The organism is Halomonas colorata (assembly GCF_014897985.1).
Taxonomy (GTDB): domain Bacteria; phylum Pseudomonadota; class Gammaproteobacteria; order Pseudomonadales; family Halomonadaceae; genus Vreelandella; species Vreelandella colorata.
In genome coordinates this window covers 24,552-47,375 of the sequence record NZ_JABUZA010000011.1, presented here as the reverse complement: position 1 = coordinate 47,375, position 22,824 = coordinate 24,552, and the positions used below count along the sequence as shown (strand labels likewise).

At 54.1% G+C, this 22,824-nt stretch carries 24 protein-coding genes; 8 read left to right on the top strand and 16 right to left on the bottom strand.

The genetic code is table 11. From position 1 onward, the window contains the following. Positions 1 to 92: 92 nt before the first annotated feature. The 5 genes from INT33_RS07975 to INT33_RS07955 all read left to right on the top strand — a co-directional run bounded on the left by INT33_RS07975 (position 93) and on the right by INT33_RS07955 (position 4,157). Complete coding sequence (locus INT33_RS07975; RefSeq protein ID WP_193091571.1) at positions 93 to 1,718, top strand: BCCT family transporter; 1,626 nt, start codon at positions 93 to 95, stop codon at positions 1,716 to 1,718. 43 nt (positions 1,719 to 1,761) lie between these two features. Next, complete coding sequence (locus INT33_RS07970; protein ID WP_192538545.1) at positions 1,762 to 1,926, top strand: hypothetical protein; 165 nt, start codon at positions 1,762 to 1,764, stop codon at positions 1,924 to 1,926. 93 nt (positions 1,927 to 2,019) lie between these two features. Then, positions 2,020 to 3,366: an MFS transporter gene (locus INT33_RS07965; protein WP_192538505.1), complete on the top strand. Its 1,347-nt coding sequence runs from the start codon at positions 2,020 to 2,022 to the stop codon at positions 3,364 to 3,366. A 29-nt stretch (positions 3,367 to 3,395) separates the two neighbouring features. After that, a complete protein-coding gene (locus INT33_RS07960) occupies positions 3,396 to 3,905 on the top strand; it encodes a retropepsin-like aspartic protease family protein (protein ID WP_192538506.1) in 510 nt (169 codons plus the stop codon). Between the two features lie 72 nt (positions 3,906 to 3,977). Further along, positions 3,978 to 4,157: a PLDc N-terminal domain-containing protein gene (locus tag INT33_RS07955; RefSeq protein WP_192538507.1), complete on the top strand. Its 180-nt coding sequence runs from the start codon at positions 3,978 to 3,980 to the stop codon at positions 4,155 to 4,157. Positions 4,158 to 4,243: 86 nt separating this feature from the next. Here the strand turns inward: INT33_RS07955 and INT33_RS21340 are convergent, their stop codons facing one another. Continuing rightward, entirely contained in the window at positions 4,244 to 4,372 is a 129-nt protein-coding gene (locus INT33_RS21340) for a hypothetical protein (protein ID WP_018918827.1), read from the bottom strand. A 226-nt stretch (positions 4,373 to 4,598) separates the two neighbouring features. On the opposite strand from INT33_RS21340, the gene INT33_RS07950 reads away from it, so the two are divergent. Together INT33_RS07950 and INT33_RS07945 are read left to right on the top strand one after the other, a co-directional pair. Further along, positions 4,599 to 5,357 carry a winged helix-turn-helix domain-containing protein gene (locus tag INT33_RS07950; protein ID WP_318782763.1) on the top strand — a complete coding sequence of 253 codons (759 nt, stop codon included), beginning with the start codon at positions 4,599 to 4,601 and terminating at the stop codon, positions 5,355 to 5,357. Positions 5,358 to 5,374: 17 nt separating this feature from the next. Further along, positions 5,375 to 6,976 (top strand): ATP-binding protein, encoded by a 1,602-nt coding sequence (locus tag INT33_RS07945; protein WP_192538508.1) that lies wholly within the window; start codon positions 5,375 to 5,377, stop codon positions 6,974 to 6,976. On the opposite strand, the gene INT33_RS07940 is transcribed toward INT33_RS07945, so the two are convergent. From INT33_RS07940 to hemB, 3 genes are all read right to left on the bottom strand, one after another. Then, positions 6,939 to 7,877 carry a LysR family transcriptional regulator gene (locus INT33_RS07940; RefSeq protein WP_193091570.1) on the bottom strand — a complete coding sequence of 313 codons (939 nt, stop codon included), beginning with the start codon at positions 7,875 to 7,877 and terminating at the stop codon, positions 6,939 to 6,941. The two genes, INT33_RS07945 and INT33_RS07940, sit on opposite strands and share 38 nt — an antisense overlap. A 372-nt stretch (positions 7,878 to 8,249) precedes the next feature. Further along, complete coding sequence (gene ppk1 / locus INT33_RS07935; protein WP_192538510.1) at positions 8,250 to 10,442, bottom strand: polyphosphate kinase 1; 2,193 nt, start codon at positions 10,440 to 10,442, stop codon at positions 8,250 to 8,252. A gap of 120 nt (positions 10,443 to 10,562) precedes the next feature. Continuing rightward, positions 10,563 to 11,576, bottom strand: a complete 1,014-nt coding sequence (gene hemB / locus INT33_RS07930; protein WP_192538511.1) for a porphobilinogen synthase — start codon at positions 11,574 to 11,576, stop codon at positions 10,563 to 10,565. A gap of 164 nt (positions 11,577 to 11,740) precedes the next feature. Here hemB and elbB point away from each other — a divergent pair, with 164 nt between their 5' ends. Continuing rightward, a complete protein-coding gene (elbB, locus tag INT33_RS07925) occupies positions 11,741 to 12,400 on the top strand; it encodes an isoprenoid biosynthesis glyoxalase ElbB (RefSeq protein WP_193091569.1) in 660 nt (219 codons plus the stop codon). A 96-nt stretch (positions 12,401 to 12,496) separates the two neighbouring features. Here elbB and tatC read toward each other — a convergent pair whose 3' ends face one another. From tatC to argS, 12 genes are all read right to left on the bottom strand, one after another. Then, positions 12,497 to 13,282, bottom strand: coding sequence for a twin-arginine translocase subunit TatC (gene tatC, locus INT33_RS07920; RefSeq protein WP_192538513.1), 786 nt, complete (start codon positions 13,280 to 13,282; stop codon positions 12,497 to 12,499). Beyond that, a complete protein-coding gene (gene tatB, locus INT33_RS07915; protein ID WP_192538514.1) occupies positions 13,279 to 13,728 on the bottom strand; it encodes a Sec-independent protein translocase protein TatB in 450 nt (149 codons plus the stop codon). Before tatB ends, tatC begins: the two co-directional genes overlap by 4 nt. Positions 13,729 to 13,731: 3 nt before the next feature. Next, positions 13,732 to 13,998 carry a Sec-independent protein translocase subunit TatA gene (gene tatA / locus INT33_RS07910; protein WP_192538515.1) on the bottom strand — a complete coding sequence of 89 codons (267 nt, stop codon included), beginning with the start codon at positions 13,996 to 13,998 and terminating at the stop codon, positions 13,732 to 13,734. A gap of 33 nt (positions 13,999 to 14,031) precedes the next feature. Beyond that, a complete protein-coding gene (locus tag INT33_RS07905; protein WP_193091568.1) occupies positions 14,032 to 14,394 on the bottom strand; it encodes a phosphoribosyl-ATP diphosphatase in 363 nt (120 codons plus the stop codon). Positions 14,395 to 14,473: 79 nt separating this feature from the next. Beyond that, positions 14,474 to 16,096 carry a ubiquinone biosynthesis regulatory protein kinase UbiB gene (gene ubiB / locus INT33_RS07900; RefSeq protein WP_193091567.1) on the bottom strand — a complete coding sequence of 541 codons (1,623 nt, stop codon included), beginning with the start codon at positions 16,094 to 16,096 and terminating at the stop codon, positions 14,474 to 14,476. Then, entirely contained in the window at positions 16,093 to 16,752 is a 660-nt protein-coding gene (locus tag INT33_RS07895) for a ubiquinone biosynthesis accessory factor UbiJ (protein WP_192538518.1), read from the bottom strand. Before INT33_RS07895 ends, ubiB begins: the two co-directional genes overlap by 4 nt. A 40-nt stretch (positions 16,753 to 16,792) precedes the next feature. Further along, complete coding sequence (gene ubiE, locus INT33_RS07890) at positions 16,793 to 17,548, bottom strand: bifunctional demethylmenaquinone methyltransferase/2-methoxy-6-polyprenyl-1,4-benzoquinol methylase UbiE (protein WP_018918813.1); 756 nt, start codon at positions 17,546 to 17,548, stop codon at positions 16,793 to 16,795. A gap of 122 nt (positions 17,549 to 17,670) precedes the next feature. After that, on the bottom strand, positions 17,671 to 18,054 hold the full coding sequence (locus INT33_RS07885) for a gamma-butyrobetaine hydroxylase-like domain-containing protein (RefSeq protein WP_193091566.1): 384 nt from the start codon (positions 18,052 to 18,054) through the stop codon (positions 17,671 to 17,673). A gap of 121 nt (positions 18,055 to 18,175) precedes the next feature. Beyond that, positions 18,176 to 19,498 (bottom strand): ATP-dependent protease ATPase subunit HslU, encoded by a 1,323-nt coding sequence (gene hslU / locus INT33_RS07880; RefSeq protein ID WP_192538520.1) that lies wholly within the window; start codon positions 19,496 to 19,498, stop codon positions 18,176 to 18,178. A gap of 10 nt (positions 19,499 to 19,508) precedes the next feature. Further along, positions 19,509 to 20,042 (bottom strand): ATP-dependent protease subunit HslV, encoded by a 534-nt coding sequence (hslV, locus tag INT33_RS07875; RefSeq protein ID WP_018918810.1) that lies wholly within the window; start codon positions 20,040 to 20,042, stop codon positions 19,509 to 19,511. Positions 20,043 to 20,191: 149 nt separating this feature from the next. Further along, positions 20,192 to 20,935 carry an SPOR domain-containing protein gene (locus tag INT33_RS07870; RefSeq protein WP_192538521.1) on the bottom strand — a complete coding sequence of 248 codons (744 nt, stop codon included), beginning with the start codon at positions 20,933 to 20,935 and terminating at the stop codon, positions 20,192 to 20,194. Positions 20,936 to 20,938: 3 nt separating this feature from the next. Beyond that, on the bottom strand, positions 20,939 to 22,624 hold the full coding sequence (gene argS, locus INT33_RS07865; RefSeq protein ID WP_192538522.1) for an arginine--tRNA ligase: 1,686 nt from the start codon (positions 22,622 to 22,624) through the stop codon (positions 20,939 to 20,941). Positions 22,625 to 22,824: the final 200 nt, after the last annotated feature.

Here is a 22,824-nt window from a genome sequence, read left to right as displayed (position 1 = left end):
ATAAACGAAAGCTGTACATAAGTGTTGTTAAGCCGATAGGGTTATACAAGTATGTGTTCAATTTAAGATATAAGGCTTCAAAGGGAGAGGGTATGGCAAATCATGGAGGAAAGTCGGTGTTTATTGCATCGACAGTGATCATTTTCGGCTTGGTAGTGGTAGGGGCCACTTTTCCAGAAGGTTTCGCAAGTGTTGCTGAAGCGGCATTAAGTACGATCACACGACTGTTTGGCTGGTTTTATCTGTTCTCGGTTTTTGGCTTTGTAGTATTTTTATTTGGCTTGGCGTTCAGCAAATATGGAAAAGTTCGCTTAGGCCCTCAAGAGAGCACGCCAAACTATAGTTTCTTTTCATGGATCAGCATGTTGCTGGCCGCTGGATTTGGCGTGGGACTAGTGTTTTATGGCATGGCTGAGCCCATGACGCACTATATAGAGCCGCCTTACGGCGATGTGACCGCTGAAACGCAAGCGGCAGCACGCTACGCGATTCAATACAGCTATTTTAACTGGGGCATTCACCAGTGGGCCGCGTTTTCAGTCGTTGGCTTAATCATCGCTTACTTTCAGTTTCGTAAAGGCCAGGCGGGGCTTGTATCGTCGGTGCTTTCATCAGTAACGGCAAAAAAGCCTCGGTTACGCCCTTATGCCGCGTGGCTGGATGTCTTCGCCGTGGTCGCCACCGTCATGGGGGTGGCAACCTCGCTAGGTCTTGGGGTATTACAAATGAATGGCGGTTTGAATGCCGTCTTTGGCCTGCCTGAAAACGGGTTTTGGCAATTTATTATTTTATTTGTGATGTTCTGTGCGTATATGGCATCGACCTGGTCAGGGCTTGATAAAGGCATTAAGCGCCTTTCAAATCTAAACATGGCGCTATGTATTGGATTGATGCTCTATGTGCTGGTGACCGGCCCTACGATTGCCATTCTGGAAACCATTACTTTAGGCATTGGCGATTATCTGCAGAATTTCATCGGTATGAGCCTGCGTATTTCGCCCTACAGTGAAAATGAGTGGGCGAGTAGCTGGACGATTTTCTATTGGGCCTGGGTAATTGCCTGGTCACCGTTTGTCGGCACATTCATTGCTCGTGTATCACGTGGACGCACCATTAAAGAGTATGTGTTCGGCGTACTGTTAGTGCCGCCGCTGCTGGCCTGCCTGTGGATTGGAGTGTTTGGTGGCGCGGCGCTTAACATGGAGCTTAATGGAGATGATATTGGGTTGGCGGCTGCTACTCAGGACAATATTACGGTAGCGCTATTTGCGATGTTTGACCTGATGCCATTTTCCGGCGTGCTGTCTGTGGTTGCCATGATGCTTATCTTCATTTTTCTGGTGACATCGGCGGACTCGGCCTCGTATATCGTGGCGCAAATGACCGATAATGGCTCGATTAATCCTCCGCTTTATAAGCGCATTATCTGGGGTGTATTGATCGCCGCTATTTGCTTAACACTGATTGTGGCAGGCGGCCTTTCAGGGCTTCAATCGGCGGCGGTACTTTCGGCACTACCGTTTACCTTTATTCTGTATATGATGGTTATTGTGCTGGTGCGTGAGCTGCGTGCTGATCGTAAGGCCATGCTGACGCAGCTTTATCGTCGTCACGGCGAAACGCCCGTAGGTGCTGATGCCTTTGAGGCTGAGCAGATGGGTGAAGAGGAGCGGCTACGCCGTGCTCCTAACGTTATTAATCGGCGCATTAATAGTTAGATGAACGTAATTAGGCCTTCAGGAGCAGACACATGGAGCGAGGATGCTGATGGCTCGGCAAGGACGGCACGGCGCTACGCGGCGCCAGTCCAAGAAGGTCTCGGTTGACCGTTGGTTAGACCGCTGGCTGGATCGGGTAGTAACGGTCGCTGTGGTAACGGCGTTGGTGATCGGTTTATCTGCCGTGTTGGCACATTGGCTTTTGTAGGCCAACCTGTTGTAACGCTGAAGAAAGCGCCCGGCTATATACGCCGGGCGTTTGCTTTCGTCGTCTCTTTTTGACCTCTTAAGAGAACTCCTCATGGTGCTAAATAAGCCTGTTAAGGGCGATGCTTCTTATGCCTCACGCCGCGAAATTTTCGGTTGGGCGATGTTTGATTTTGCGAACCAGGCGTACACCCTGCTGATTATTACGGTCGTGTTTGGCGAGCTGTTTACCACCGTGATCGTAGGTGACCGGGGCGATGGGTTTCGGCTGGCCAATTTTCTATGGAGTCTGGCGCTTGCGATCAGCTATCTGATGGTAGTGGTAACAGCCCCGCTATGTGGGGCGGTGATGGATTACCGGGCTGAAAAAAAGCGCTTTTTACTGTTTAGCTATTTGGCTACGGTAGCCACTACCGCAATGCTCTACTTTGTGGAGCCGGGCTATGTGGTGATGGGACTTATCCTGATAGTGCTCTCCAACTACGCTTACTCCATGGGTGAATCCTTTATTGCCGCTTTTTTACCCGAGCTTGGCCCACCTGAAAAGCTGGGTAAAATTTCAGGGTTTGGCTGGTCGCTTGGGTATATTGGCGGGCTGTTTGCGGCAGGTTTTACCTTGGTGGTGTTAGGTGAGGCAACGGCAGATAACTTTGAGCGCATACGCTGGGTCGGCCCCTTTGCCGCAGGCTTTTTTCTGATTACCGCTATCCCCACGTTTTTATGGCTAAAAGAGCGCGGTACACCGCAGCCTTCGGGCGTTGCGTATTGGCGCATTGCACACCAACGCGTCCGCTCCACCATGCGAGAATTGCGCTATTTTAAAGACTTAACGGTGTTTTTGATCTCGCTGCTGTTCTCTATGGCGGGGGTATACATCATTATTGCTTTTGCGTTTATTTATGGTGCCCAGGTAATCGGTTGGGATGAAAATATACGTAATATCATGTTTATCATCGTTCAGGTAACGGCAGCCGCAGGGGCATTAGGATTTGGCTGGCTTCAAGATCGTTTAGGCGCCAAGCATACTTATCAAATGACGCTGGGGCTGTGGGTGGTGGCGATTATTGCTATTTGGGCAACGCCTGAAATTACCGCCTGGTTAAATGCGCGCTTTGGCTGGCAGTGGCAAGCCCAGCACGTGTTTCTGGCCGTGGGCTGTTTGGCGGGTCTTAGCCTGGGTTCCAGCCAATCGGCGAGCCGGGCCTTGGTGGGCGTGTTTTCACCACTTGAAAAATCGGCCGAGTTTTTTGGTTTCTGGGGGCTGGCTAATAAATTAGCGGGCGTTTTGGGGATCGTGATGCTGGGGGTGCTGCAAACTATTATTGGCCTGCAGGCGTCTATTCTTTTATGTGTTGGCCTGTTTGTTATAGCGATGCTGATTTGTGCGAAGGTTAACGAGCGCCGAGGGCGTGACGCCGCTATCGCTTGGGAAAACGCTTAAACGTCGAAACGAAAGCGAGGGGGCTGCTCATGCAAACAAGACAGCGTGGCGGCATCGTGATGATGCTGCTTTTCTGGGTACTGTTAATCGGGTTGGGGACGTGGTGGCTTGATGGGGGGATGGAGCAAATACTCAACCCTAATGCGCATATTGCGCAGACCTTGTCTGAGGGTGGCCCCGTTACCTTAAAGCGTAACCGCTCCGGGCATTTTGAAGCGCCTGGCGAGATTAACGGTGAGCCGGTGACCTTTTTACTCGATACTGGCGCAACCTATGTAGCCGTTTCAGATGAATTGGCGGCGCAGTTAGGACTTAACCGGGGGCGCACGGCTTGGTTCAATACCGCCAATGGTCGAGTACAGGGGAATCTTACACAGTTGGATGAAGTCATGCTGGGTGGGATCAAGATCAGCAATGTGCCGGGTTCTATTAGCCCGGGGATGGAACACGATACGGTGCTGTTGGGGATGAGCTTTTTGCACCTTTTGAATATTGAAATACGTAGCGGTGAGATGGTCTTGAGTCTGCCCGATTCGTAACCGATGCTTGTGTATATGGCGTTGATGTGCTTAGCTAAAAGCTCATGGACGCCAACAGGCTAAGGAGTTGCTATGGGTATCGAAGTCGGTGGATTATTAGGGTTAATTTGGCTCATTATTTTGGTTTGGGCCATTGTCAAAGTCGCCAAAAGTTCCGCAAGTGGATTGGCAAAATTGCTGTGGATTTTGGGGCTGCTGGTCTTTCCTCTGGTAGGCTTGATTGTATGGCTATTGTTTGGGCCCAAAGGTTAGCGGCATTAAGCTTTGTTACACGGTAATTTACATTAAAAAAGGCAGGCCTTGCGCCTGCCTTTTTTATTAAAATGCAATTTTGAACGCTATTTTTCCCGACTTGGGGGTGCTTTATAGTGACCGGGGATTTTTAGTTTTTCCCCGTTGGGCAAGTCACGCACCTGGGTTGGGACATAAACACGCTTGATAACGCTTTTCGCTTTGTCGTCGGTCATTGCTCACTCCTCCTGTCAGGCTGTCGACAGTTTGTTTTGTTACATTAGTCCTCCGTGTTGGAAGAATCAAGCGAGGCAAAGAGCGACTGAGCATAACTAATAGCATGTAACGTTAAGGGCGGGTGCTTCCTGGGTTTTAAGGTATTCTATAAGTAGATGACGGTCGCCAATGCGATAGCGGGTAAGCGAATGGATTATAAACTGCCTAAGCGGAGTGATGGATAAGATGGTAAACCACTTAGAAGAGCAATTTCAGGCGCTTGGGTCACAAGAAACCGTAATGCCTGAATATCCTGATCAGGATCATATTCTGATCATTGAAGATGACAAGCGTTTGGCAGAACTCACTCGGGATTATCTGGAAGCTAATGGCTTTCAGGTTACTCTAGAGGCCGATGGGGCGAAGGGAATGGACCGCATTCTTACCCTACAGCCCGATTTGGTCATTTTGGATCTGATGCTGCCGGGTGAGGATGGCTTGTCGATTTGTCGTCGTGTGCGACCAAATTTTGCAGGCCCCATCATGATGCTGACGGCGCGCACCGATGACCTTGATCAGATTCTCGGATTAGAAATGGGGGCTGACGACTATGTGCCCAAGCCCGTACAGCCACGCGTACTGCTTGCCCGCATGCGCGCGTTGCTGCGCCGCGCAGATGGCCCAGCGCCCAATGGTGAAATGCGCCTACGCTTTGATAATCTGGAGATTGACAATGCGACGCGTGAAGCGTGGCTGGGCGGTGAGCGTATTGACCTGACCAGCGCTGAATTTGATCTTCTGTGGCTGTTAGCGCGTAATGCAGGCCGGGTATTAACCCGCGAAGAGATATTTAACGATTTACGCGGTATTAAATACGATGGGCAGGACCGTTCTATTGATGTGCGTGTATCGCGTATCCGGCCTAAAGTGGGCGATGACCCTAACCAGCCACACCGCATAAAAACGGTACGCAGCAAAGGCTATCTTTTTGTGAAGGATAGCTAATATAAAGGGCACGTTTTATGCGCCAGTTGTTTAGCCATAGCTCGTTTTTTAAATTTTATATACTGCTGGGCCTGGCGCTATGTGTCGTATTGCTAATCGCACTGGGCGGTCGTTCATTTATTGAACAAGTGCGCCGAGAAGATTATCGCGAACAGCTTGTGGCACTGCCCATGTCGTTAATGACCCACCAGCTTGGCGAGGTTAGCGAGGATGAGCGCAGCTTGCTGCTGAGCCGTTTTACCGAGCACCTCGGTATGCAGCTTACCCTGCGGCGTATTGACGAAGTGAAGCTTGGCTACTTTGCCAGTAAGCGTATTAAGCGCGGTAGCGTATTGGTGACCGATGACCCATGGCGTCTGCGTCAACGCGTGCCAGGCACTGGTGATGAATGGCTGCTGGAAGCGTCCTTGCCCGTTTGGAGCGAGCGCCAGTGGCAAGGCAGCATGTTGCTGTTAGGCGAATGGCTAGCAACATTGCCGTATGAAGAACATGAAGCTGCCCTGGCAGCACTACGCTCCGGCAGTTGGCCGCTGTCTCTGCTGCAGACCTTGCCAGATAATTTAACCCCTAAGCAGCAAGGCCAGCTGGCATTGGGTAACGTACTGACCCTGTTATCCTCTGAAAAGCTCTCCATTAGCCTGCTTTATCAATTGCCTAATTCAAGCTCGTGGCTGTTGGCTGGGCCTATTACGCGCGGCGATACGCTACCGATGAATTTACAGCTACCGCTGTTACTCGGTGCCATGGCCGTGTTGTGCCTCATTATCTATCTGATTATGCGTCGTATCGAGACGAGAATGGCGCGCCTGGAGCTTGCCGCTACCCGCATTGCTAGCGGCAGGCTTGAGACCCGTGTGAAAGTGGAAAGTGACGATTCCTTGGGTCGTTTGGGCATGGCCTTTAACGGTATGGCAAGCCAGGTGCAAACTCTGCTGCGTGGCCAGCAAGAGATGATCCGCGCCGTTTCCCACGAATTACGCACACCGGTGGCACGTATTCGGTTTGCCGTGCAGATGGTGGAGGATATGACCGACCAGCCCGCGATTAGACGTCAGTTACAGGGTATTGATGCCGATATTGCAGAGCTTGATGAGCTCGTTGATGAAATTCTTACCTATGCGCGTTTAGGGGGCGAAACGGTGAATGGCGCTGAGCTTGAGATGGCGCTGGTAGACTGCCGCGCCATGGCCGAGCGAGTGATCGATACGTTGGCGCCGCTACATGAAGGGCTAACCATTGAATTGACCGACGGTGCGGATATTGAGCTTTTGGCCGAACCGCGCTATTTACAGCGGGCACTGCAGAACCTGGTGAGCAACGCCTGTCGCTATGGAAAAAAACACATCACCATTCGGCTCTGGAGCGAAGCACAGCTAGTGCGTATTGATGTCGAGGATGATGGCCCTGGAATACCCGCAGAGGCTCGCACTGATATATTTAAACCGTTTACTCGTTTGGACGATAGCCGTGCGCGAAGCCTGGGGGGCTACGGTTTGGGGCTTTCCATCGTGCAGAAAATTATGGCAGGCCATGGGGGCAGCGTTACCGTCGACACTAGCCCCACGCTCGGCGGCGCTCGCTTTACGTTGCTGGTTCCTCGTCGTGAGTCGCTGGCTTAATGCCTGAAAGCACGGCAAACGATGTTTCCCGGGCGGTACGCAGAAAATCTTGCATCCAGGGAGCCTCAAGCGTCTCTTCGCGAACGGCGGCGTACAACGTACTCCAGATACCTTGCTCCCCCAGCTTGACGGCCTTGACGTAATCCCGCTCCAGATATTCCGTCAGCGCCCAGTTAGGCAGTGCACATACGCCACGCCCACTAGCTACCAGCTGCATCATCATAATGGTTAGCTCAGCCGTGCGGATCTCCTGAGGACGCACATTGGCCGGGTCTAGAAACTGGCTAAATACATCCAGGCGGGCCTGCTCAACGGGATAGGTAATCAGCGTTTGGTTGGCCAGTGCCTGTGGCTCAATAAAGGCTCGGTCGGCGTAGTCGTGCTGGCGTGCCACTGCAAGTAACCCTTCGTATCGAAACAAGGGCGCATAGTGAACGCCATCTAGCGGCTGCGGGTCGGCAGTTATGACTAAATCCAGCTGCTCGCGGGCCAGAGCCGGCAGCGGGTCAAAGTGGTGGCCGCTGGGAATATCAATTTCGACTTCCGGCCAGTGGTCGCGAAAGTAATCTACGGTCGGCATCAGCCACTGAAAGCAGCTATGGCATTCGATTGCCATATGCAGCCGACCCTGCTCGGTTCCCGCCAGTCGCGCTACATCACGCTCGGCTTTACGCACTTCGGGTAGTATCTGGTCGGCTAGGGTTAGTAGCCGTAAACCCGCACGGGTAAACTCGACGGGACGCGTTTTGCGCACAAATAGGGGGCTATTAACCCGGCCTTCCAGGTCTTTTAACTGATGCGAAAGGGCTGACTGAGTAAGATGGACGCGTTCAGCCGCCTCAACCAATGAGCCCGTTTCACGTAGGGCGAGTAAGGTACGTAAATGGCGCAGCTCAATCATGGTGGTCAACTTTTACGTTGTTTATTAAAACGTCGGTTGGATTCATCGTTGGGCCTTGGTCAGGCTGCGTGAAATTATTCACGTTAAAAGGTTTCATCATGACAGTTTCTCATATTCTCGGCTATGTGCGTATCGGTGACCAGCCGACCGTTAACGCGTTGAATACTTACTTGAAGGATGCCTGAAGGAGAGGAGGTAGGCACGCACGGGTTAACATCTTGAATTTATCAAGGTAACTCAGAGAAAAAGTAACGCAGAGAAAAAGCCCCGCTACTTGATCAGCAGCGGCGCCTAAAAGGGTTAACGACAATTTTTAACGACAAGTTTTAGCGGCTAGCTTTGCTGCCTAGCTTTAATATTTAGCCTTAATAGCTAGCTTTTTGATGCGTAGGCATAAAGCAGCGTTTCCTGGGCGCTAATGGCATCGCCATTGCCAGGATCTTGTAAACGGTAGCTGCCATCGCTTTGCAGTAGCCAGCTCTGGCAGTTATCGACCAGGTAGGTTTCCAAGTCTTTACGCACTCGGGTGGCGAGCTTTTTATCCAGCAGCGGGAAGCAGGTTTCAACCCGGTGAAACATATTGCGCGACATAAAGTCAGCGCTTGAACACCAGATTTCCGACTTTCCTTCGTTATGGAAGTAAAATACCCGGGTGTGCTCTAAAAAACGGCCAATAATCGAGCGAACGCGGATATTTTCAGAAATGCCTGGCAAATTAGGCTTTAAGCAGCACATGCCGCGAATGATTAAATCGCACTCAACACCTGCCTGGGAGGCACGATAAAGCGCCTTGATCAGCTTAGGCTCGGTCAGTGAGTTGCACTTGATAATGATATGTCCACGTTTGCCCTTAAGCGCCAGCTGGGCTTCGCGGTCAATCATTTCGACCAAGCGCTCATGCAGGGTAAAGGGAGCATGCAAGAGCGTATCAATTTTGCGCGCCCGGCCCATTCCCGAGAGCTGCTGAAAGACTTTATGCACGTCGGCACACAGCGCTTTATTGGCGGTCAGTAGGCTGTAATCAGTATAAAGTTTGGCGGTTTTAGAGTGATAGTTGCCCGTGCCCAGGTGCGCGTAGTGGCGCAGTTCACCCTTTTCGCGACGCACGATATGCAGCATTTTGGCGTGGGTTTTATACGCCATGATGCCGTAAATCACGATAGCCCCGGCTTCTTGCAGGCGTGATGCCAGCTGCAGGTTGTCGGCTTCGTCAAAGCGCGCGCGCAGCTCGATCACTACGGTAACTTCCTTGCCTTGACTGGCCGCATCGACAAGCGCACTTACGATAGACGATTCAGCACCGGTGCGGTAAAGCGTCTGTTTGATGGCCAGAACATCGGGGTCGCGGGCCGCCTCACGCAGCAGCTCCTCAATCGGGGAGAACGACTGGAACGGATGATGCAGCAAAACATCGTTTTTAGCGATTGCCTCAAACAGGCTGCCCGCTTTCAGCGTCTTGGGAACGCTTGCCGTATAGGGGCGATAAACAAGCTCAGGACGATCGACATCCCCAAGCACCGACATCATGCGGGTGAGGTTCACCGGCCCTTGAACGCGGTATAAATCGTCTTGGTCTAGCTCGAACTGGCGCAGTAAAAAGTTGATAAGGTCATCGGGGCAGTTATCGGCGACTTCCAAACGCACGCCTCGCCCATAGCGGCGTGCCAAGAGCTCACCGCGCAGCGCAGATGCCAAGTCAGATACCTCTTCCGGATCAACAGTCATGTCGGCGTTGCGGGTCAGCCTAAACTGATAGCAGCCGCGTACGCGCATGCCCGGGAACAGCTCCTCAGCGTGGGCGTGAATCATGGATGACAGGAAAATATACTCAGAGAAACCTTCGGCACACAGCTCCTTGGGTAGGGCCATTAGCCTGGGGAGCGAGCGCGGTGCCGGGAGAATGGCCATACCGCCTGCCCGACCAAAGGCGTCTTTGCCTTCCAGCTCAACAATAAAGTTAAGGCTTTTGTTCACCAGCCGGGGGAAAGGGTGCGAAGGGTCAAGGCCAATCGGGCTGATGACCGGCATGATCTCGTTATTAAACATCTCATGCACCCAGTGCTTTTGTTCGTCGGTCCACTGGTCACGACGACGAAAGCGCAGACCCTGGTTTTCAAGTGCGGGTAGCAGGGTGTCGTTAAGAATCTGATACTGGCGGGCGATTTGCTTATGGGCAATTTCTGAAATTTCCGCAAGCACCGCTTTGGGCAGGCGCCCATCAGCCGCCGTCGTATCGTCGCCCAGCGCCATTTGATGTTTTAAGCCAGCCACGCGAATTTCAAAAAACTCATCCATGTTGGAAGAGAAGATAAGCAGGAACATCAGCCGATTAAGCAGTGGGTGCGCATCGTCTAATGCTTGTTCCAAGACGCGGATATTAAACTGAAGGTGGGACAATTCACGATTAAAGTAGAGCTGGGGGTCGTCTAAATCAGTTTCACTCAGGGCTTCTCTGGCATGCACGCCGTTGGGGGTACGATTAACGCGTAGCGGCGAACCATCACTTTCGACGTTCGGTAACTCGTTGAGTAATAGCGTCGTGGATGGTGAAACGTGATCGTCCATAATGGCTCCCCTGCATTAATGGCTTCAAGCTAGCATAGCGCGATACCTATCATTTAAAGCAGTATGCGGGAGAAAGATGACAGATAGATGTCATATATCTGTCATCTTAAGCATGGATCTCTAACGCTGGTTCTGCAACAGGCGAGCTGCTTCAAGCGCAAAGTAGGTCAAAATGCCGTCCGCTCCGGCACGCTTAAAGCACATGAGCGATTCTAATATAACCGGCTCGGCCTCCAGCCAGCCGTTATCAAACGCAGCGCGGTGCATGGCGTATTCGCCGCTTACCTGATAGGCAAAGGTGGGCACTTTAAGCTCGGTTTTAACCCGTTGCACTATATCCAGATAAGGCATGCCGGGTTTGACCATCACCATGTCGGCACCTTCGCTGATATCCATGGCCACTTCGTGTAACGCCTCGTCACTATTGGCCGGGTCCATCTGATAGGTGCGCTTGTCAGCCTTACCCAGATTGGCAGCCGAGCCGACCGCGTCGCGGAAAGGGCCATAGTATTTGGAGGCGTACTTAGCGCTATAGGCCATAATGCGAACATTATGCAGAAGCTCCTGCTCCAGCACTTGGCGAATAGCGCCAATGCGGCCATCCATCATGTCTGAAGGCGCCACTACGTCAGCCCCGGCTTCGGCATGAGAAAGCGCCTGTTTGAGCAGTGTCTCTACCGTACGATCATTCAGAACATAGCCTTGTTCGTCTAAAATGCCGTCCTGGCCATGAATGGTATAAGGATCAAGGGCGACATCGGTAATAATGCCCAGCTCAGGTAGCGCCTCTTTGAGGGCACGCACGCTGCGCTGAACCAAGCCATTGGCATTATAGGCTTCTTCGGCAAACTCACTTTTCTGCTCGGTGCCCACGACGGGAAATAGCGCCAGCGCAGGTATGCCCAGAGCGAATGCTTCCTTGGCTTGCTCAATCAGTAAATCAATCGACAAGCGTTCAACGCCAGGCATCGAGGCCACTGCCTCGCGCTGATTTTCACCTTCTAAAACAAACACCGGTAAAATTAAATCAGCGGACGTTAACGTGGATTCCTGCATCAAGCGGCGGGAAAAGTCGTCGCGACGCATGCGGCGCAGGCGGGTGCCAGGAAATTGACGGGGGCTCAATGTGCTCAAAGGTTATCTCCGTGAAGGATCGTAAATCAATACCCGTAGGCTTGGGTTGAGTATATCAGGCATGTCTTACGGCGAAAGCCGCCTTGTGGCCCTGGTTAAGACTGACTAAAGTTAGCGATTGCTTGCCAGATGGCGATAGGTAAGCCTGCAATAAGGAGATAGGCATGACTAAACAGGTAGCGGTGGTATTGGCGGGCTGCGGTGTTTTTGATGGTTCTGAAATTTATGAAACCACCTTAACGCTGCTGCGCTTGGATCAGTTGGGCATTGGTTATCGCTGCTTTGCGCCGGATATAGAGCAGCATCATGTGGTGAATCATCTTACCCAGGAGGAAGTGGCGGGCGAGAAACGCAATGTGCTTCAGGAATCGGCACGTTTAACGCGAGGTGATATTCAGCCTCTGACTGAGCTAAAGGCCGATGAGTTTGATGCTGTCATCGTACCGGGTGGTTTTGGCGTCGCAAAAAACTTATCTGACTTTGCCAGTGAAGGCGACAACATGCAGGTGCTGGAAGCCTTTAAAGAGGCGCTGGCAGGTTTTCGGGAAGACGCGAAGCCGATTGGCCTGATGTGTATTGCTCCCGCGCTTGTGCCACGGCTGTTGGGCGACGGTATCGCGGTAACCGTGGGCCATGACCCGAGCGTATCGGGGGCGATCAGCGCCATGGGCGGCCTGCACCGCAGTTGCGCAGTGGACGATATCGTCGTAGACCTTGAACACCGCGTGGTCACCACGCCTGCCTATATGCTTGCTACCCGCATTAGCGAAGCTGCAACGGGTATTTTTAAGCTGGTGGATCGTATTGATGAAATGATGGATTAACCAGCATCTGTTATGGATATCTAAGCAAAAGCCTCTGCCATCGATGATGGCAGAGGCTTTTTACATGACCTTTTGCTTGTCTCTGCAGCGTAAAACTTAAAGCTCTTGCTCTTCTGCCGCCTGTTGCTCGTCGCGCCGTTTGCGCACCAGGCGACCAAACAGCAGACCAACTTCATAAAGCAGGTACATAGGCAGGGCGAGCAGGCTTTGCGACACCACATCCGGTGGAGTCAGCAGCATGCCGATAACAAAGCAGCCTAAAAAGATATACGGCCGTTTTTGAGAAAGGCTTTGCACGCTTGCCGCGCCGGATAAAATTAACAAAAACGTCGCAATGGGAATTTCAAACGCCACGCCAAAGGCAAAAAAGAGTTTCAGTACAAAGTTAAGGTACTGATTAATGTCGGTCATTACCGTAACGTTTTCCGGCCCTGTCTGGGTAAAAAACGCAAACAGCAGTGGAAACACCACGTAGTAGGCAAAGGCCGCGCCCGCATAAAAAAGCCCGATACTAGATACCAGAATCGGTATGGCCAGGGCCTTTTCGTTATCATAAAGTCCAGGCGCTATGAACGCCCAAGCCTGGTGAAGTACAAATGGGATCGCGATAAAAACTGCGACTACCAGGGTCAGCTTAAAGGGCGCCAGAAATGGTGACGCCACTTCGGTGGCAATCATCTGCGAACCCGGCGGCAGTAACGCCATAAGTGGCTCCGCCACAAAGCTATAAATATCGTTAGCAAAAGCGTAGAGGCCTAAAAAGACCACCAGTATAACCACCACCGCGCGCACCAGACGCATGCGAAGCTCGATTAAATGCTCAATCAAAGGGGCTTGGTGCTGATCGTTCTGGGGCTCCCGAGCGTCGCCAGGGGTACTCATGGGTGATTGCTGTCCTTTTGAGTGGTCGCCTTTGAGGGCTCTGAAGAAGCATCTGACGCAGAGGCGTCTGGTGCTGTTTCATTGACTTCCTGCAGAGCGTCATCCAAATGAGAGCTTGCTTGTGCGACGCGTCGCTCGGTTTCAGGCTGGGATGGCGTCATAGGCTTTGAGGCGCCAGAAGAAGGCTTATCGACAATACTCTCGACGTCTTTTTTGGCTTTCCTCAAACTATCGTTAATAGTTTTTTGCTGTTCATTAAGCGTTTGGCGAAGCTCTTCCGCTTCAAGCTGCGCGCTGATTTCGCGCTGCATACCGGATACCGTGCGCTTAATTTTGCCGATCCATAGGCCTGTCGTGCGCGCCGCCCGAGGGAGGCGCTCAGGACCAAGCACTAACAGGGCAACGACACCGACAAGCATCAGTTCAAGAAAACCGATATCCAGCATGGTTTATTTGCGCTCTTCGTTACGTGCCGCACGCTCTTTTTCGGCCTGAACGTCATAGGTGTTGCCCGGCTCTTCGTGGGCCACCTTGGCATGGGAAGGCTCGGCATCTTTCTTCTCGTCGTCTTTATCTTCCTCATGCACGGCTTTTTTGAAGCCTTTGATGGCGCCGCCCAGGTCGGTGCCCACGTTACGCAATTTCTTGGTGCCGAAGATTAAGATGATGATGCCTAAAACAATAAGCAGCTGCCAAATACTAATGCCACCTAACATATGCGTATCCTCATTAATTCAAATGCGTGTTGTTTATGATGGCTTGCGGGCGGCTTTTTCATCGTGACCGGAAATGTCAAAGCGCCTTGCCAACTCGTTTAAAACATCCTGATGGTCAAGCCCCAGGTGCGACAGCATGACCAGGCTGTGAAACCAAAGATCCGCAGTCTCGGCGACAAGCGCCTGACGCTGCGCTTCACTGCCGTGCTCGGCGTCTTTGGCTGCCAGCAGCGTTTCGGTAGTTTCTTCACCCACTTTTTCGAGTATCTTGTTCAAACCCTTGTGATGCAAGGACGCAACGTAAGAATTCTCGGGAGAAGCACTGCGTCGCTGCTTCAACACCTCAGCGAGGGCGTCGAGGACGGGGGCGTGATTAGGCGTTGAGGGGGTGTTCATGAGTCTCCTTAAAGCAGTGGACAGCATCATTACCGGTTGGATGCCTGGCCGTCCTTAACCTTGCTATTGGCATAACGGGCTATTGCCATAATAGTAGTAGTAAGCCAAGCGCGGCGGCGCCAAGAATCGGCCAATCCTGAGTGGCTGCCCAACTGCTAAGCGGCTGCCAGGCTAGTGCAATAGCCACCAGCAAAAGCCCGATACGCAAGCGATGATGGCGTTTTCCCTGACGAGCCATGTGGCTCTGCATATGATGAATTGCGGCAACTTGCTGATGGCGCTGACGGTGCTCGATTTCCATTCGCGTAAGCGCCTGGTGTGCCAGCACGGGCAGCTCAGGCAACTGATGAGAAAGCTCTGGCGCTTGGCGCTTGAGCGACTCCCAAAGCCCACCGATCCCGGCGCGCTCTTTCATCCACTGTTCAAGATACGGCTTGGCGGTGCTCCACAGATCAAGCTCAGGGTAGAGCTGGCGGCCAAGGCCTTCGATATTGAGCAGCGTTTTTTGCAGCAGTACTAGCTGCGGTTGGACTTCCATATTAAAGCGCCGTGCGGTCTGGAAAAGCCCCAGCAGCACTTGGCCAAACGAGATATCTTTTAATGGCTTTTCAAGAATCGGCTCGCACACGGTACGTATAGCGGCGGCGAACTCATTCGCCCGGGTGTTTTCGCCTACCCAGCCCGATTCGATATGCAGCGCCGCCACTTCGTAATAGTCCTGATGGAAAAACGCCAGCAGGTTGCGCGCCAGATAATCCTGATCTTCGCGCGTCAGACTGCCCACGATGCCGCAGTCGATCGCAATATATTGCGGATCTTCGGGATTATCGCAATTTACAAAAATATTACCCGGGTGCATATCGGCATGAAAGAAGTTGTCGCGAAACACCTGGGTGAAAAAGAGTTCAACACCGCGTTCGGCAAGCTTTTTCAGATTCACGCCCCGTTTGATCAGGGTATCCAGATCAGCAACGGGAACACCACGGATGCGCTCTTGCACCATCACATGGCGGCGTGTGAAGGGCCAATAGATGGTTGGCACGAACAGCAGCGGCGAATCTTTAAAGTTACGCTTGAGCTGCGAGGTGTTGGCCGCTTCCTTATAAAGGTCCAGCTCGTCGAACAGCGTCGCTTCATAGTCGCGGATAACTTCGACCGGGCGTAGCCTGCGCGCTTCAGGCACTTTGGCGAACAGCTTGGCAACTTGATACATCAGCGCCATATCCTGGCGCATGATGCGATCAATGCCGGGGCGAATGATCTTAACTACGACCTCTTCGCCGCTATGCAGCTTGGCGGCGTGCACCTGCGCAATCGATGCCGAAGCGAGAGGGGCCTGCTCGAATTCGGCGAAGGCCTCTATCAGCGACATCTCCAGCTCTTTTTCGACCCGGGCCGCGGCAAGTTCGCCTGGGAAGGGCGGGACCTGGTCCTGCAAGCGACGGAGTTCGTCTGCAATATCCTCAGGCAACAGGTCGCGGCGTGTGGAAAGCATTTGCCCAAATTTAATGAAAATGGGGCCCAGTGCTTCCAGTGCCAAACGTAAACGCTCGCCGCGCGTGCGTTTGCCAACCGGGAACAGCCGCAGTGGTGAAAACCACATGAGCGTGCGTAGCCAAAGCGGCAGCCGTTCCATGGGAATCATTGTGTCGAGGCGTTGGCGCGCAACGACCATGAGAATTTTGAACAGACGCAGACTCATAAACGCGGCTCCTGCGAGGCGTGCGATGCGTCAAGCGTCAGGCGGCGGTGTAGCCGATTAAAGCGGGCTTCGAGGCGATCAGTGGCCACTTCAAGCTCAGTAAGATGGTCGCGTAACAGGTCGCGCTGTTGACGTCCGGGTAGCAGGCGTGCCTCTTCAAAAACGTACTCCGACACATCCTGAAGCAGCTCATCCTTGGCGCGCAGGCCCCAGCGAGACAGGCGACGTACGCCCTCGGCCAGAGAGTGGGCAGGCATGTCGCCCAGCCAGCGGGCAAGCTCGCCTTCCCAATCAATATCCAGGTCAAACAGCAGCTCGCGGGTGGCTTCCAGCAGATGAATGCGGCCACGCACGGCAAGTTTGCCGTCAAACATAAGCCGTTCGATCGACGCGCCGCTGATCCATTCCGAGAATGTTTCCGGGGTTAGCTCTACAACGGCATCCACCTCGGTTTCCTCGACGTCGTCGCCACGCAGCAAGTCGATACCTGCTGAATGGTAATGCAGCACCAACTGAAGATGGGGTTTTTCCAGACGCACTAACAGACGGCTGCCCGCCAGCGCCGCCAAGCGGGCTGGAGCCGCTGGGTCGCGGGCAAGCAGGGCGTTCAGCATGCGTTCACATCCGGCCAGCACCAGGGTCGGGGTTACCAGCATGCTGACCTCATCATTGGTGACGCGATTGTGTAGGGTAATGTCATAGCTTAATGCCGCGGTGCAAAGCGACAATACCGCCCGTCAGGTTGGTGTATTCCACCCGCTCAAGGCCCGCCGCCTCCATCATGGCTTTCAAGGTTTCCTGACCCGGGTGCATACGAATCGACTCGGCCAGATAACGGTAGCTTTCACCGTCACCCGCGACAAGCTCACCCATTTTGGGCAGCAGGCGGAAGGAGTACTCGTCATAGGCTTTGGAGAGCAGCGGGTTGTTGGGCTTGGAGAATTCCAGCACCAGCAAGCGGCCGCCTGGTTTCAGTACCCGAGCCATGGAGCGCAGCGCAGCGTCTTTATCCGTGACGTTACGCAAACCAAACGCGATGGTAATGCAGTCAAAACTGTTATCAGGGAACGGCAAGCACTCGGCATTTGCCTGAACATACTCGACATTGCCGCCCACGCCGTTATCCATCAGCTTGTCGCGGCCCACTTTCAACATGGAAGCATTGATGTCCGCGAGTACCACTTTGCCGCGAGGGCCTACAATGCGCGAGAACTTAAGGGTTAAATCGCCGGTGCCGCCAGCAATATCCAATACGTGATGGCCAGGCCGGACGCCTGCACGCTCAATGGTGAAACGCTTCCAGACGCGGTGAATGCCCATCGACATTAAATCGTTCATCACATCGTAACGGGCGGCGACAGAGTGGAAGACATCTGCCACACGCGATGCTTTCTCGTCGACCGGGACTTCTTGATAACCAAAATCGGTGGTGCGCTTTTCCGTGGGGCTCATGGGGCTGTAGCTCCCGAGTTCGAGGCGGTAACAATCGACCAAGGTGGTCGCCGTGTTAAAAGGATGACGATATTGTAGCCTTGTCTACCCCAATTTGTCTGCGCCTGACCGGGCGCCAAGCGTTATAGTTCCTTGAAATGAATGCCAGAAGGCTCGCGGGACGCCCCGGCTTCTTCAAGCCGCTGTATATAGTTATCCCAGTATGCCTGCTGGTGCGTGGCCAGCTCATATAGATAGTCCCAGCTAAACAGACCGCTGCTGTGGCCATCGTCAAAATAAAGCTTTAAGGCGTAGTGGCCCGCCTGGGTAATGTTCTGTAGCCCGACGTGCTTTTTGCCTACCTGGAGTACCGCCGTATCGCCGCCGTGGCCGCGCACTTCAGCCGAGGGCGAATAGACCCGTAAAAGCTCTACCGGCAGCCGGTAGTTTTCGCCACTGGCGTAGCCAAGTTCAAGCTCACGCGCACTTTTATGGTAGTGAACCTTGCTGGGGACAGGAGCGCTCATCGGTTGACCTCTTCACGTATTAATAAAGCCGCCTACCCTGGATTAGCGCCGTATTTAGCGTAAAACAAAGTGGCGGCCTCAGCTGCACTTAGATTCTCTGTAATTTAAAAAAAAACTAATTTTACAGAATATAGCGCGACAGATCTTCGTCAACGGCGAGTTCGCCTAACTGGGCATTAACGTAGTCGGCGTCAATCACCAGCGGGCTATCCATATCGCCACCTCTAAACGAGGCCTCTTCAAGCAGACGCTCCATCACCGTATGCAAGCGGCGAGCGCCGATATTTTCGGTGCCTTCGTTAACCTGCCAGGAAATCTCAGCAATACGCGCAATACCGTCAGGGGTGAACTCAATATCCAGGCCTTCGGTCGCGAGCAGCGCTTGGTACTGACGGGTGAGCGATGCAGACGGCTCGGTAAGAATGCGCTTAAAGTCGCCAGGCGTCAGCGCGTCAAGCTCAACGCGGATCGGCAGGCGGCCCTGAAGCTCCGGGATCAAATCGGAGGGGCGCGACAGGTGGAAGGCGCCCGAGGCAATAAACAGAATATGATCGGTTTTCACCATGCCGTACTTGGTCGACACGGTGGAGCCTTCGATCAGTGGCAGCAGGTCGCGCTGCACGCCTTCACGGGAGACTTCGCCACCGCTTGACTGCCCGCTACCCTTGGCAACCTTGTCGATCTCATCCAGGAACACGATGCCGTGCTGCTCGACGGATTCAACGGCGCGCGCCTTGATCTCATCTTCGTTGACCAGCTTGCCCGCCTCTTCATCACGCAGTAGTACCAGGGCTTCTTTAACCGTTACCCGGCGCTGTTCGCGCTTCTGCTGGCCCATACTGGAGAATAGGCTCTGCAGCTGGTTGGTCATCTCTTCCATGCCCGGCGGGGTCATGATGTCGACGCCCTGGCCCTGAGACGACACTTCGATATCGATCTCTTTGTCGTTCAGCTGGCCTTCGCGCAGCTTTTTACGGAACGACTGGCGCGTGCTGCTATCTTCGCGGGGCTTGTCTTCCTGGCCACGCGGTGGCGGCAGCAGCGCATCCAGCACGCGGTCTTCGGCGGCGTCTTCCGCGCGGTGGCCAACTTCTTCTTTAGCGTGTTCACGAACCATTTTAATGGCCGCTTCCATCAGATCACGGATGATCGATTCAACATCGCGGCCGACATAGCCCACTTCAGTGAACTTGGTGGCTTCGACTTTAATAAACGGCGCGCGGGCAAGCTTGGCCAGACGGCGGGCAATTTCAGTTTTACCCACGCCCGTGGGGCCGATCATCAAAATGTTTTTCGGGGTAACTTCGGGGCGCAAGTCGTCGTCAAGCTGCATGCGGCGCCAGCGGTTGCGCAGCGCAATGGCCACGGCACGCTTAGCATCCTGCTGGCCGATAATGTATTGATCAAGCGCGTGGACGATTTCGCGGGGTGTCATCTGAGTCATTAAGGCAGCCTCAACGTTCGTTGATATTTAGCTCTTCGAGCGTCACGTGATGGTTGGTGAATACACAGATGTCACCAGCGATTTGCAGCGATTTCTCGGTGATTTCCCGCGCTGAAAGTTCGGTGTTTTCGAGAAGTGCACGGGCACTTGCCTGGGCAAAGTTACCGCCCGAACCAATCGCGATAATGCCGCGCTCAGGCTCGACCACATCGCCATTGCCGGTGATGATCAGCGAGGCGCTATGGTCGGCAACGGCAAGCAGCGCTTCCAGCCGACGCAGGGCGCGGTCGGTACGCCAGTCCTTTGCCAGCTCAACGGCTGCCTTGGTAAGGTGACCTTGATACTTCTCAAGCTGAGCTTCAAAACGCTCAAACAGCGTGAACGCATCGGCCGTGCCGCCTGCAAAACCGGCGAGCACTTTGCCACGATAGAGGCGACGCACCTTGCTGGCGTTGCCTTTCATCACGGTATTGCCAAGCGATACTTGGCCGTCGCCTGCCAGGGCAACCTGATTACCGCGACGTACGGATACGATAGTGGTCATGGAGATAACTCCTTGGGGGAGGCGTGCTCCCGATAACTGACCGGCCGCTTAACGGATGATAGAGCGACCGCTAACAAAGACGATGGACAATAAAATGCGGGCGGCTGATAAAAAATCAACCGCCCGCGGAATAACACCTGTGGGTTTCGTTAGTTTTGCAGCTGAATCAGCAGGGGCTCGATGCCTTGCGTGGTCATTAGATCCTGGGCGCGGTTCAATTCGCGCGTGTCGTCATACGGCCCTACCTGGACACGGTGCCACGTATTGCCATCGGCCTGCACCTCGCTGATTTGGGCAAGCAAACTCAGGTTACGCAACCGGCCACGCAGCTGCTCGGCATCGCTTAACTCACGAAACGAGGCGGCTTGCAGCACGTAGCGTTTTGCCGCACTGGTATTGGTCGGCGCAGGCTGCTGCTGTACGGTACTTGCCTGCTCATCCGGCCGCGTATTGGCGGCAATGACCTGAGCTATAGGATCGTCGCCCGCGGCTGACGTGTCGCTCGTGGTGCTTTCTGCGGGCTGTTCGGCGACTTCAGGCCGGGTCACGTTGGAGGGCAGCGTAACGCCTGGGGCAATAACCTCGGTTTCCGGCAGCAGCGTATAAAACTCAAACGTCGGCATCGACGGTTGAGTTTCCGTCTCGCGTGCGGCGGCCCGCTCTGGGCTTTCTGGCTTGGAGAGCACCGTTGCCTGGGGCTGGTCGCTGGGCTTGTCCTGCCAGGGTGCTGTGCCGTGCTGGTGTTGAGCCAGAAAGAAGCCTGCCGCCATGCCAGCAAGACCCCACAGCCAGCCGGGGAGACGAAAACCTCCGCCCGAACTGCCTGAGGTGCGGGCGGCCTTGCGCTGTGACGTAGCGCCACGGCGAGAGGGCTTTTTGCGCGGGCTGGCCATGGTTTACATCTCCTCTGGGGCGCTGACGCCCATCAGATCCAGACCATTGCGCAGCACCTGCCGGGTTGCCAGGCCCAGCGCCAGGCGAACGTTGCGTAACGTATCGTCCTCGACCATGACTTTAACCGCGTTGTAGCAGGTGTGGAAATCACCCGCTAGATCCAGCAGGTACTGAGCCACTTGCTGCGGTTCACGGTTTCGGGCGGCGGTTTGAACAACCTCTGGGTAGCGGGCCAAGCGGTTAAGCACGGCCTTCTCCTGGTCGCTATCCAGCAGGGCCAGGTTGGCCATGGCCTGCGTATGATCAAACGGTTGATCTGCCGCCTCAGTTTTGCGCAGCATGCTGCATACCCGGGCATGGGCGTATTGGATGTAGTACACCGGGTTGTCGTTGGACTGCGAGCGCGCCAGGTCAATGTCGAAAGTGAGCTGCGAGTCGGCGCGGCGTGCAGCCAGGAAAAAACGCGTGGCATCGCGGCCGACTTCGTCGATCAAATCACGTACCGTGACGTAGCTGCCGGCCCGTTTGGAGAGTTTTACCTCAACGCCTGAGCGCGTCACCATGACCATCTGGTGCAGCACGTAATCGGGCCAGCCCTTGGGAATGCCTACTTCTAACGCCTGCAGGCCGGCACGCACCCTGGTAACGGTCGAGTGGTGATCGGCCCCCTGTTCGTTAATCACGGTAGTGAAACCGCGCTGCCATTTATCCAGGTGGTAGGCCACGTCAGGCAGGAAGTAGGTATAGCCGCCTTCGCGCTTACGCATCACGCGGTCTTTGTCATCACCAAAGTCGGTGGTGCGCAGCCACATGGCGCCGTCGTCTTCATAGGTGTGGCCGTTAGCGACAAGCTTTTCAACCGCTTCGTTCACCTTGCCATCCTGATAGAGCGAGGATTCCAGGAAGTAGACATCAAACTCGACGCCAAAGGCTTTGAGGTCCAGATCCTGCTCACGGCGTAGCCAGGCAACGGCAAATTCCTGAATGGCGTCCAGGTCATCAGCATCCGCCTTGGCGGTGACTTCGCGATCATCAGCGGTGACGGTTTTACCTGCCAGGTAGTCGTTGGCGACATCGCTAATATATTCGCCGCGATAGCCGTCTTCCGGCCAGCTTTCATCATCAGGACCCAGATTTTTGGCACGCGCCTGTACCGAGCGGGCCAGGTTGGCAATCTGCGCGCCCGCATCGTTGTAATAAAATTCGCGCGTAACGTCATAACCCGTGGCTTCCAGCAGGCGGCACAGGCAGTCGCCAATGGCGGCACCGCGGCCATGGCCCACGTGCAAAGGGCCCGTCGGGTTGGCCGATACAAACTCGACCTGCACTTTTTCCGCCTGACCAACCATGCTGCGGCCAAATGCGTCGCCGCTATCCAGCACCTGAGCAACAATCTGCGCGGCGGCGTCGGCGGCGGCAAAAAAGTTGATGAATCCAGGCCCGGCGATCTCGGTTTTTTGGATAGCGTCGCTTTCGGGCAGCGCAGCAATCAGTGTCTCGGCCAGCTCTCGGGGATTTTTGCCTGCCGGTTTGGCCAGCATCAGCGCCAGGTTGGTGGCGTAGTCGCCGTGGGCCTTATCTTTGGTCGGATCGACTTTGATGGTGGGCTGAAGATCATCAGGCAGCACGCCTTGGAGCTTGAGCGCGTCTACGGCGCCGTTGAGCAGAGAAATAATCGTGTCTTTCATTTGGGTATCCGGATAACGTCGGTGGCGGCGTGTGCAGGCGCGCACTTAACTAGGTGCATCAACATAAGTGCATCAACATAAGTGCATCAACGTAGATGTATCAACCAGGCCTAGGTGCAGCAGCAAAGCGGTCATTATCAGCATTTGGCGCGCAGTTTCAAAGGTGTTGATGCGATCCATGCTTAAGTGCCCGCGCCTGC

Coding starts and splice junctions, on each gene's coding strand:
- INT33_RS07975 (WP_193091571.1), top strand. CDS start 93: ATGGCAAATCATGGAGGAAAGTCGGTGTTTATTGCATCGACAGTGATC.
- INT33_RS07970 (WP_192538545.1), top strand. CDS start 1,762: ATGCTGATGGCTCGGCAAGGACGGCACGGCGCTACGCGGCGCCAGTCC.
- INT33_RS07965 (WP_192538505.1), top strand. CDS start 2,020: ATGGTGCTAAATAAGCCTGTTAAGGGCGATGCTTCTTATGCCTCACGC.
- INT33_RS07960 (WP_192538506.1), top strand. CDS start 3,396: ATGCAAACAAGACAGCGTGGCGGCATCGTGATGATGCTGCTTTTCTGG.
- INT33_RS07955 (WP_192538507.1), top strand. CDS start 3,978: ATGGGTATCGAAGTCGGTGGATTATTAGGGTTAATTTGGCTCATTATT.
- INT33_RS21340 (WP_018918827.1), bottom strand. CDS start 4,372: ATGACCGACGACAAAGCGAAAAGCGTTATCAAGCGTGTTTATGTCCCA.
- INT33_RS07950 (WP_318782763.1), top strand. CDS start 4,599: ATGGTAAACCACTTAGAAGAGCAATTTCAGGCGCTTGGGTCACAAGAA.
- INT33_RS07945 (WP_192538508.1), top strand. CDS start 5,375: ATGCGCCAGTTGTTTAGCCATAGCTCGTTTTTTAAATTTTATATACTG.
- INT33_RS07940 (WP_193091570.1), bottom strand. CDS start 7,877: ATGATTGAGCTGCGCCATTTACGTACCTTACTCGCCCTACGTGAAACG.
- ppk1 (WP_192538510.1), bottom strand. CDS start 10,442: ATGGACGATCACGTTTCACCATCCACGACGCTATTACTCAACGAGTTA.
- elbB (WP_193091569.1), top strand. CDS start 11,741: ATGACTAAACAGGTAGCGGTGGTATTGGCGGGCTGCGGTGTTTTTGAT.
- tatC (WP_192538513.1), bottom strand. CDS start 13,282: ATGAGTACCCCTGGCGACGCTCGGGAGCCCCAGAACGATCAGCACCAA.
- tatB (WP_192538514.1), bottom strand. CDS start 13,728: ATGCTGGATATCGGTTTTCTTGAACTGATGCTTGTCGGTGTCGTTGCC.
- tatA (WP_192538515.1), bottom strand. CDS start 13,998: ATGTTAGGTGGCATTAGTATTTGGCAGCTGCTTATTGTTTTAGGCATC.
- INT33_RS07905 (WP_193091568.1), bottom strand. CDS start 14,394: ATGAACACCCCCTCAACGCCTAATCACGCCCCCGTCCTCGACGCCCTC.
- ubiB (WP_193091567.1), bottom strand. CDS start 16,096: ATGAGTCTGCGTCTGTTCAAAATTCTCATGGTCGTTGCGCGCCAACGC.
- INT33_RS07895 (WP_192538518.1), bottom strand. CDS start 16,752: ATGCTGGTAACCCCGACCCTGGTGCTGGCCGGATGTGAACGCATGCTG.
- ubiE (WP_018918813.1), bottom strand. CDS start 17,548: ATGAGCCCCACGGAAAAGCGCACCACCGATTTTGGTTATCAAGAAGTC.
- INT33_RS07885 (WP_193091566.1), bottom strand. CDS start 18,054: ATGAGCGCTCCTGTCCCCAGCAAGGTTCACTACCATAAAAGTGCGCGT.
- hslU (WP_192538520.1), bottom strand. CDS start 19,498: ATGACTCAGATGACACCCCGCGAAATCGTCCACGCGCTTGATCAATAC.
- hslV (WP_018918810.1), bottom strand. CDS start 20,042: ATGACCACTATCGTATCCGTACGTCGCGGTAATCAGGTTGCCCTGGCA.
- INT33_RS07870 (WP_192538521.1), bottom strand. CDS start 20,935: ATGGCCAGCCCGCGCAAAAAGCCCTCTCGCCGTGGCGCTACGTCACAG.
- argS (WP_192538522.1), bottom strand. CDS start 22,624: ATGAAAGACACGATTATTTCTCTGCTCAACGGCGCCGTAGACGCGCTC.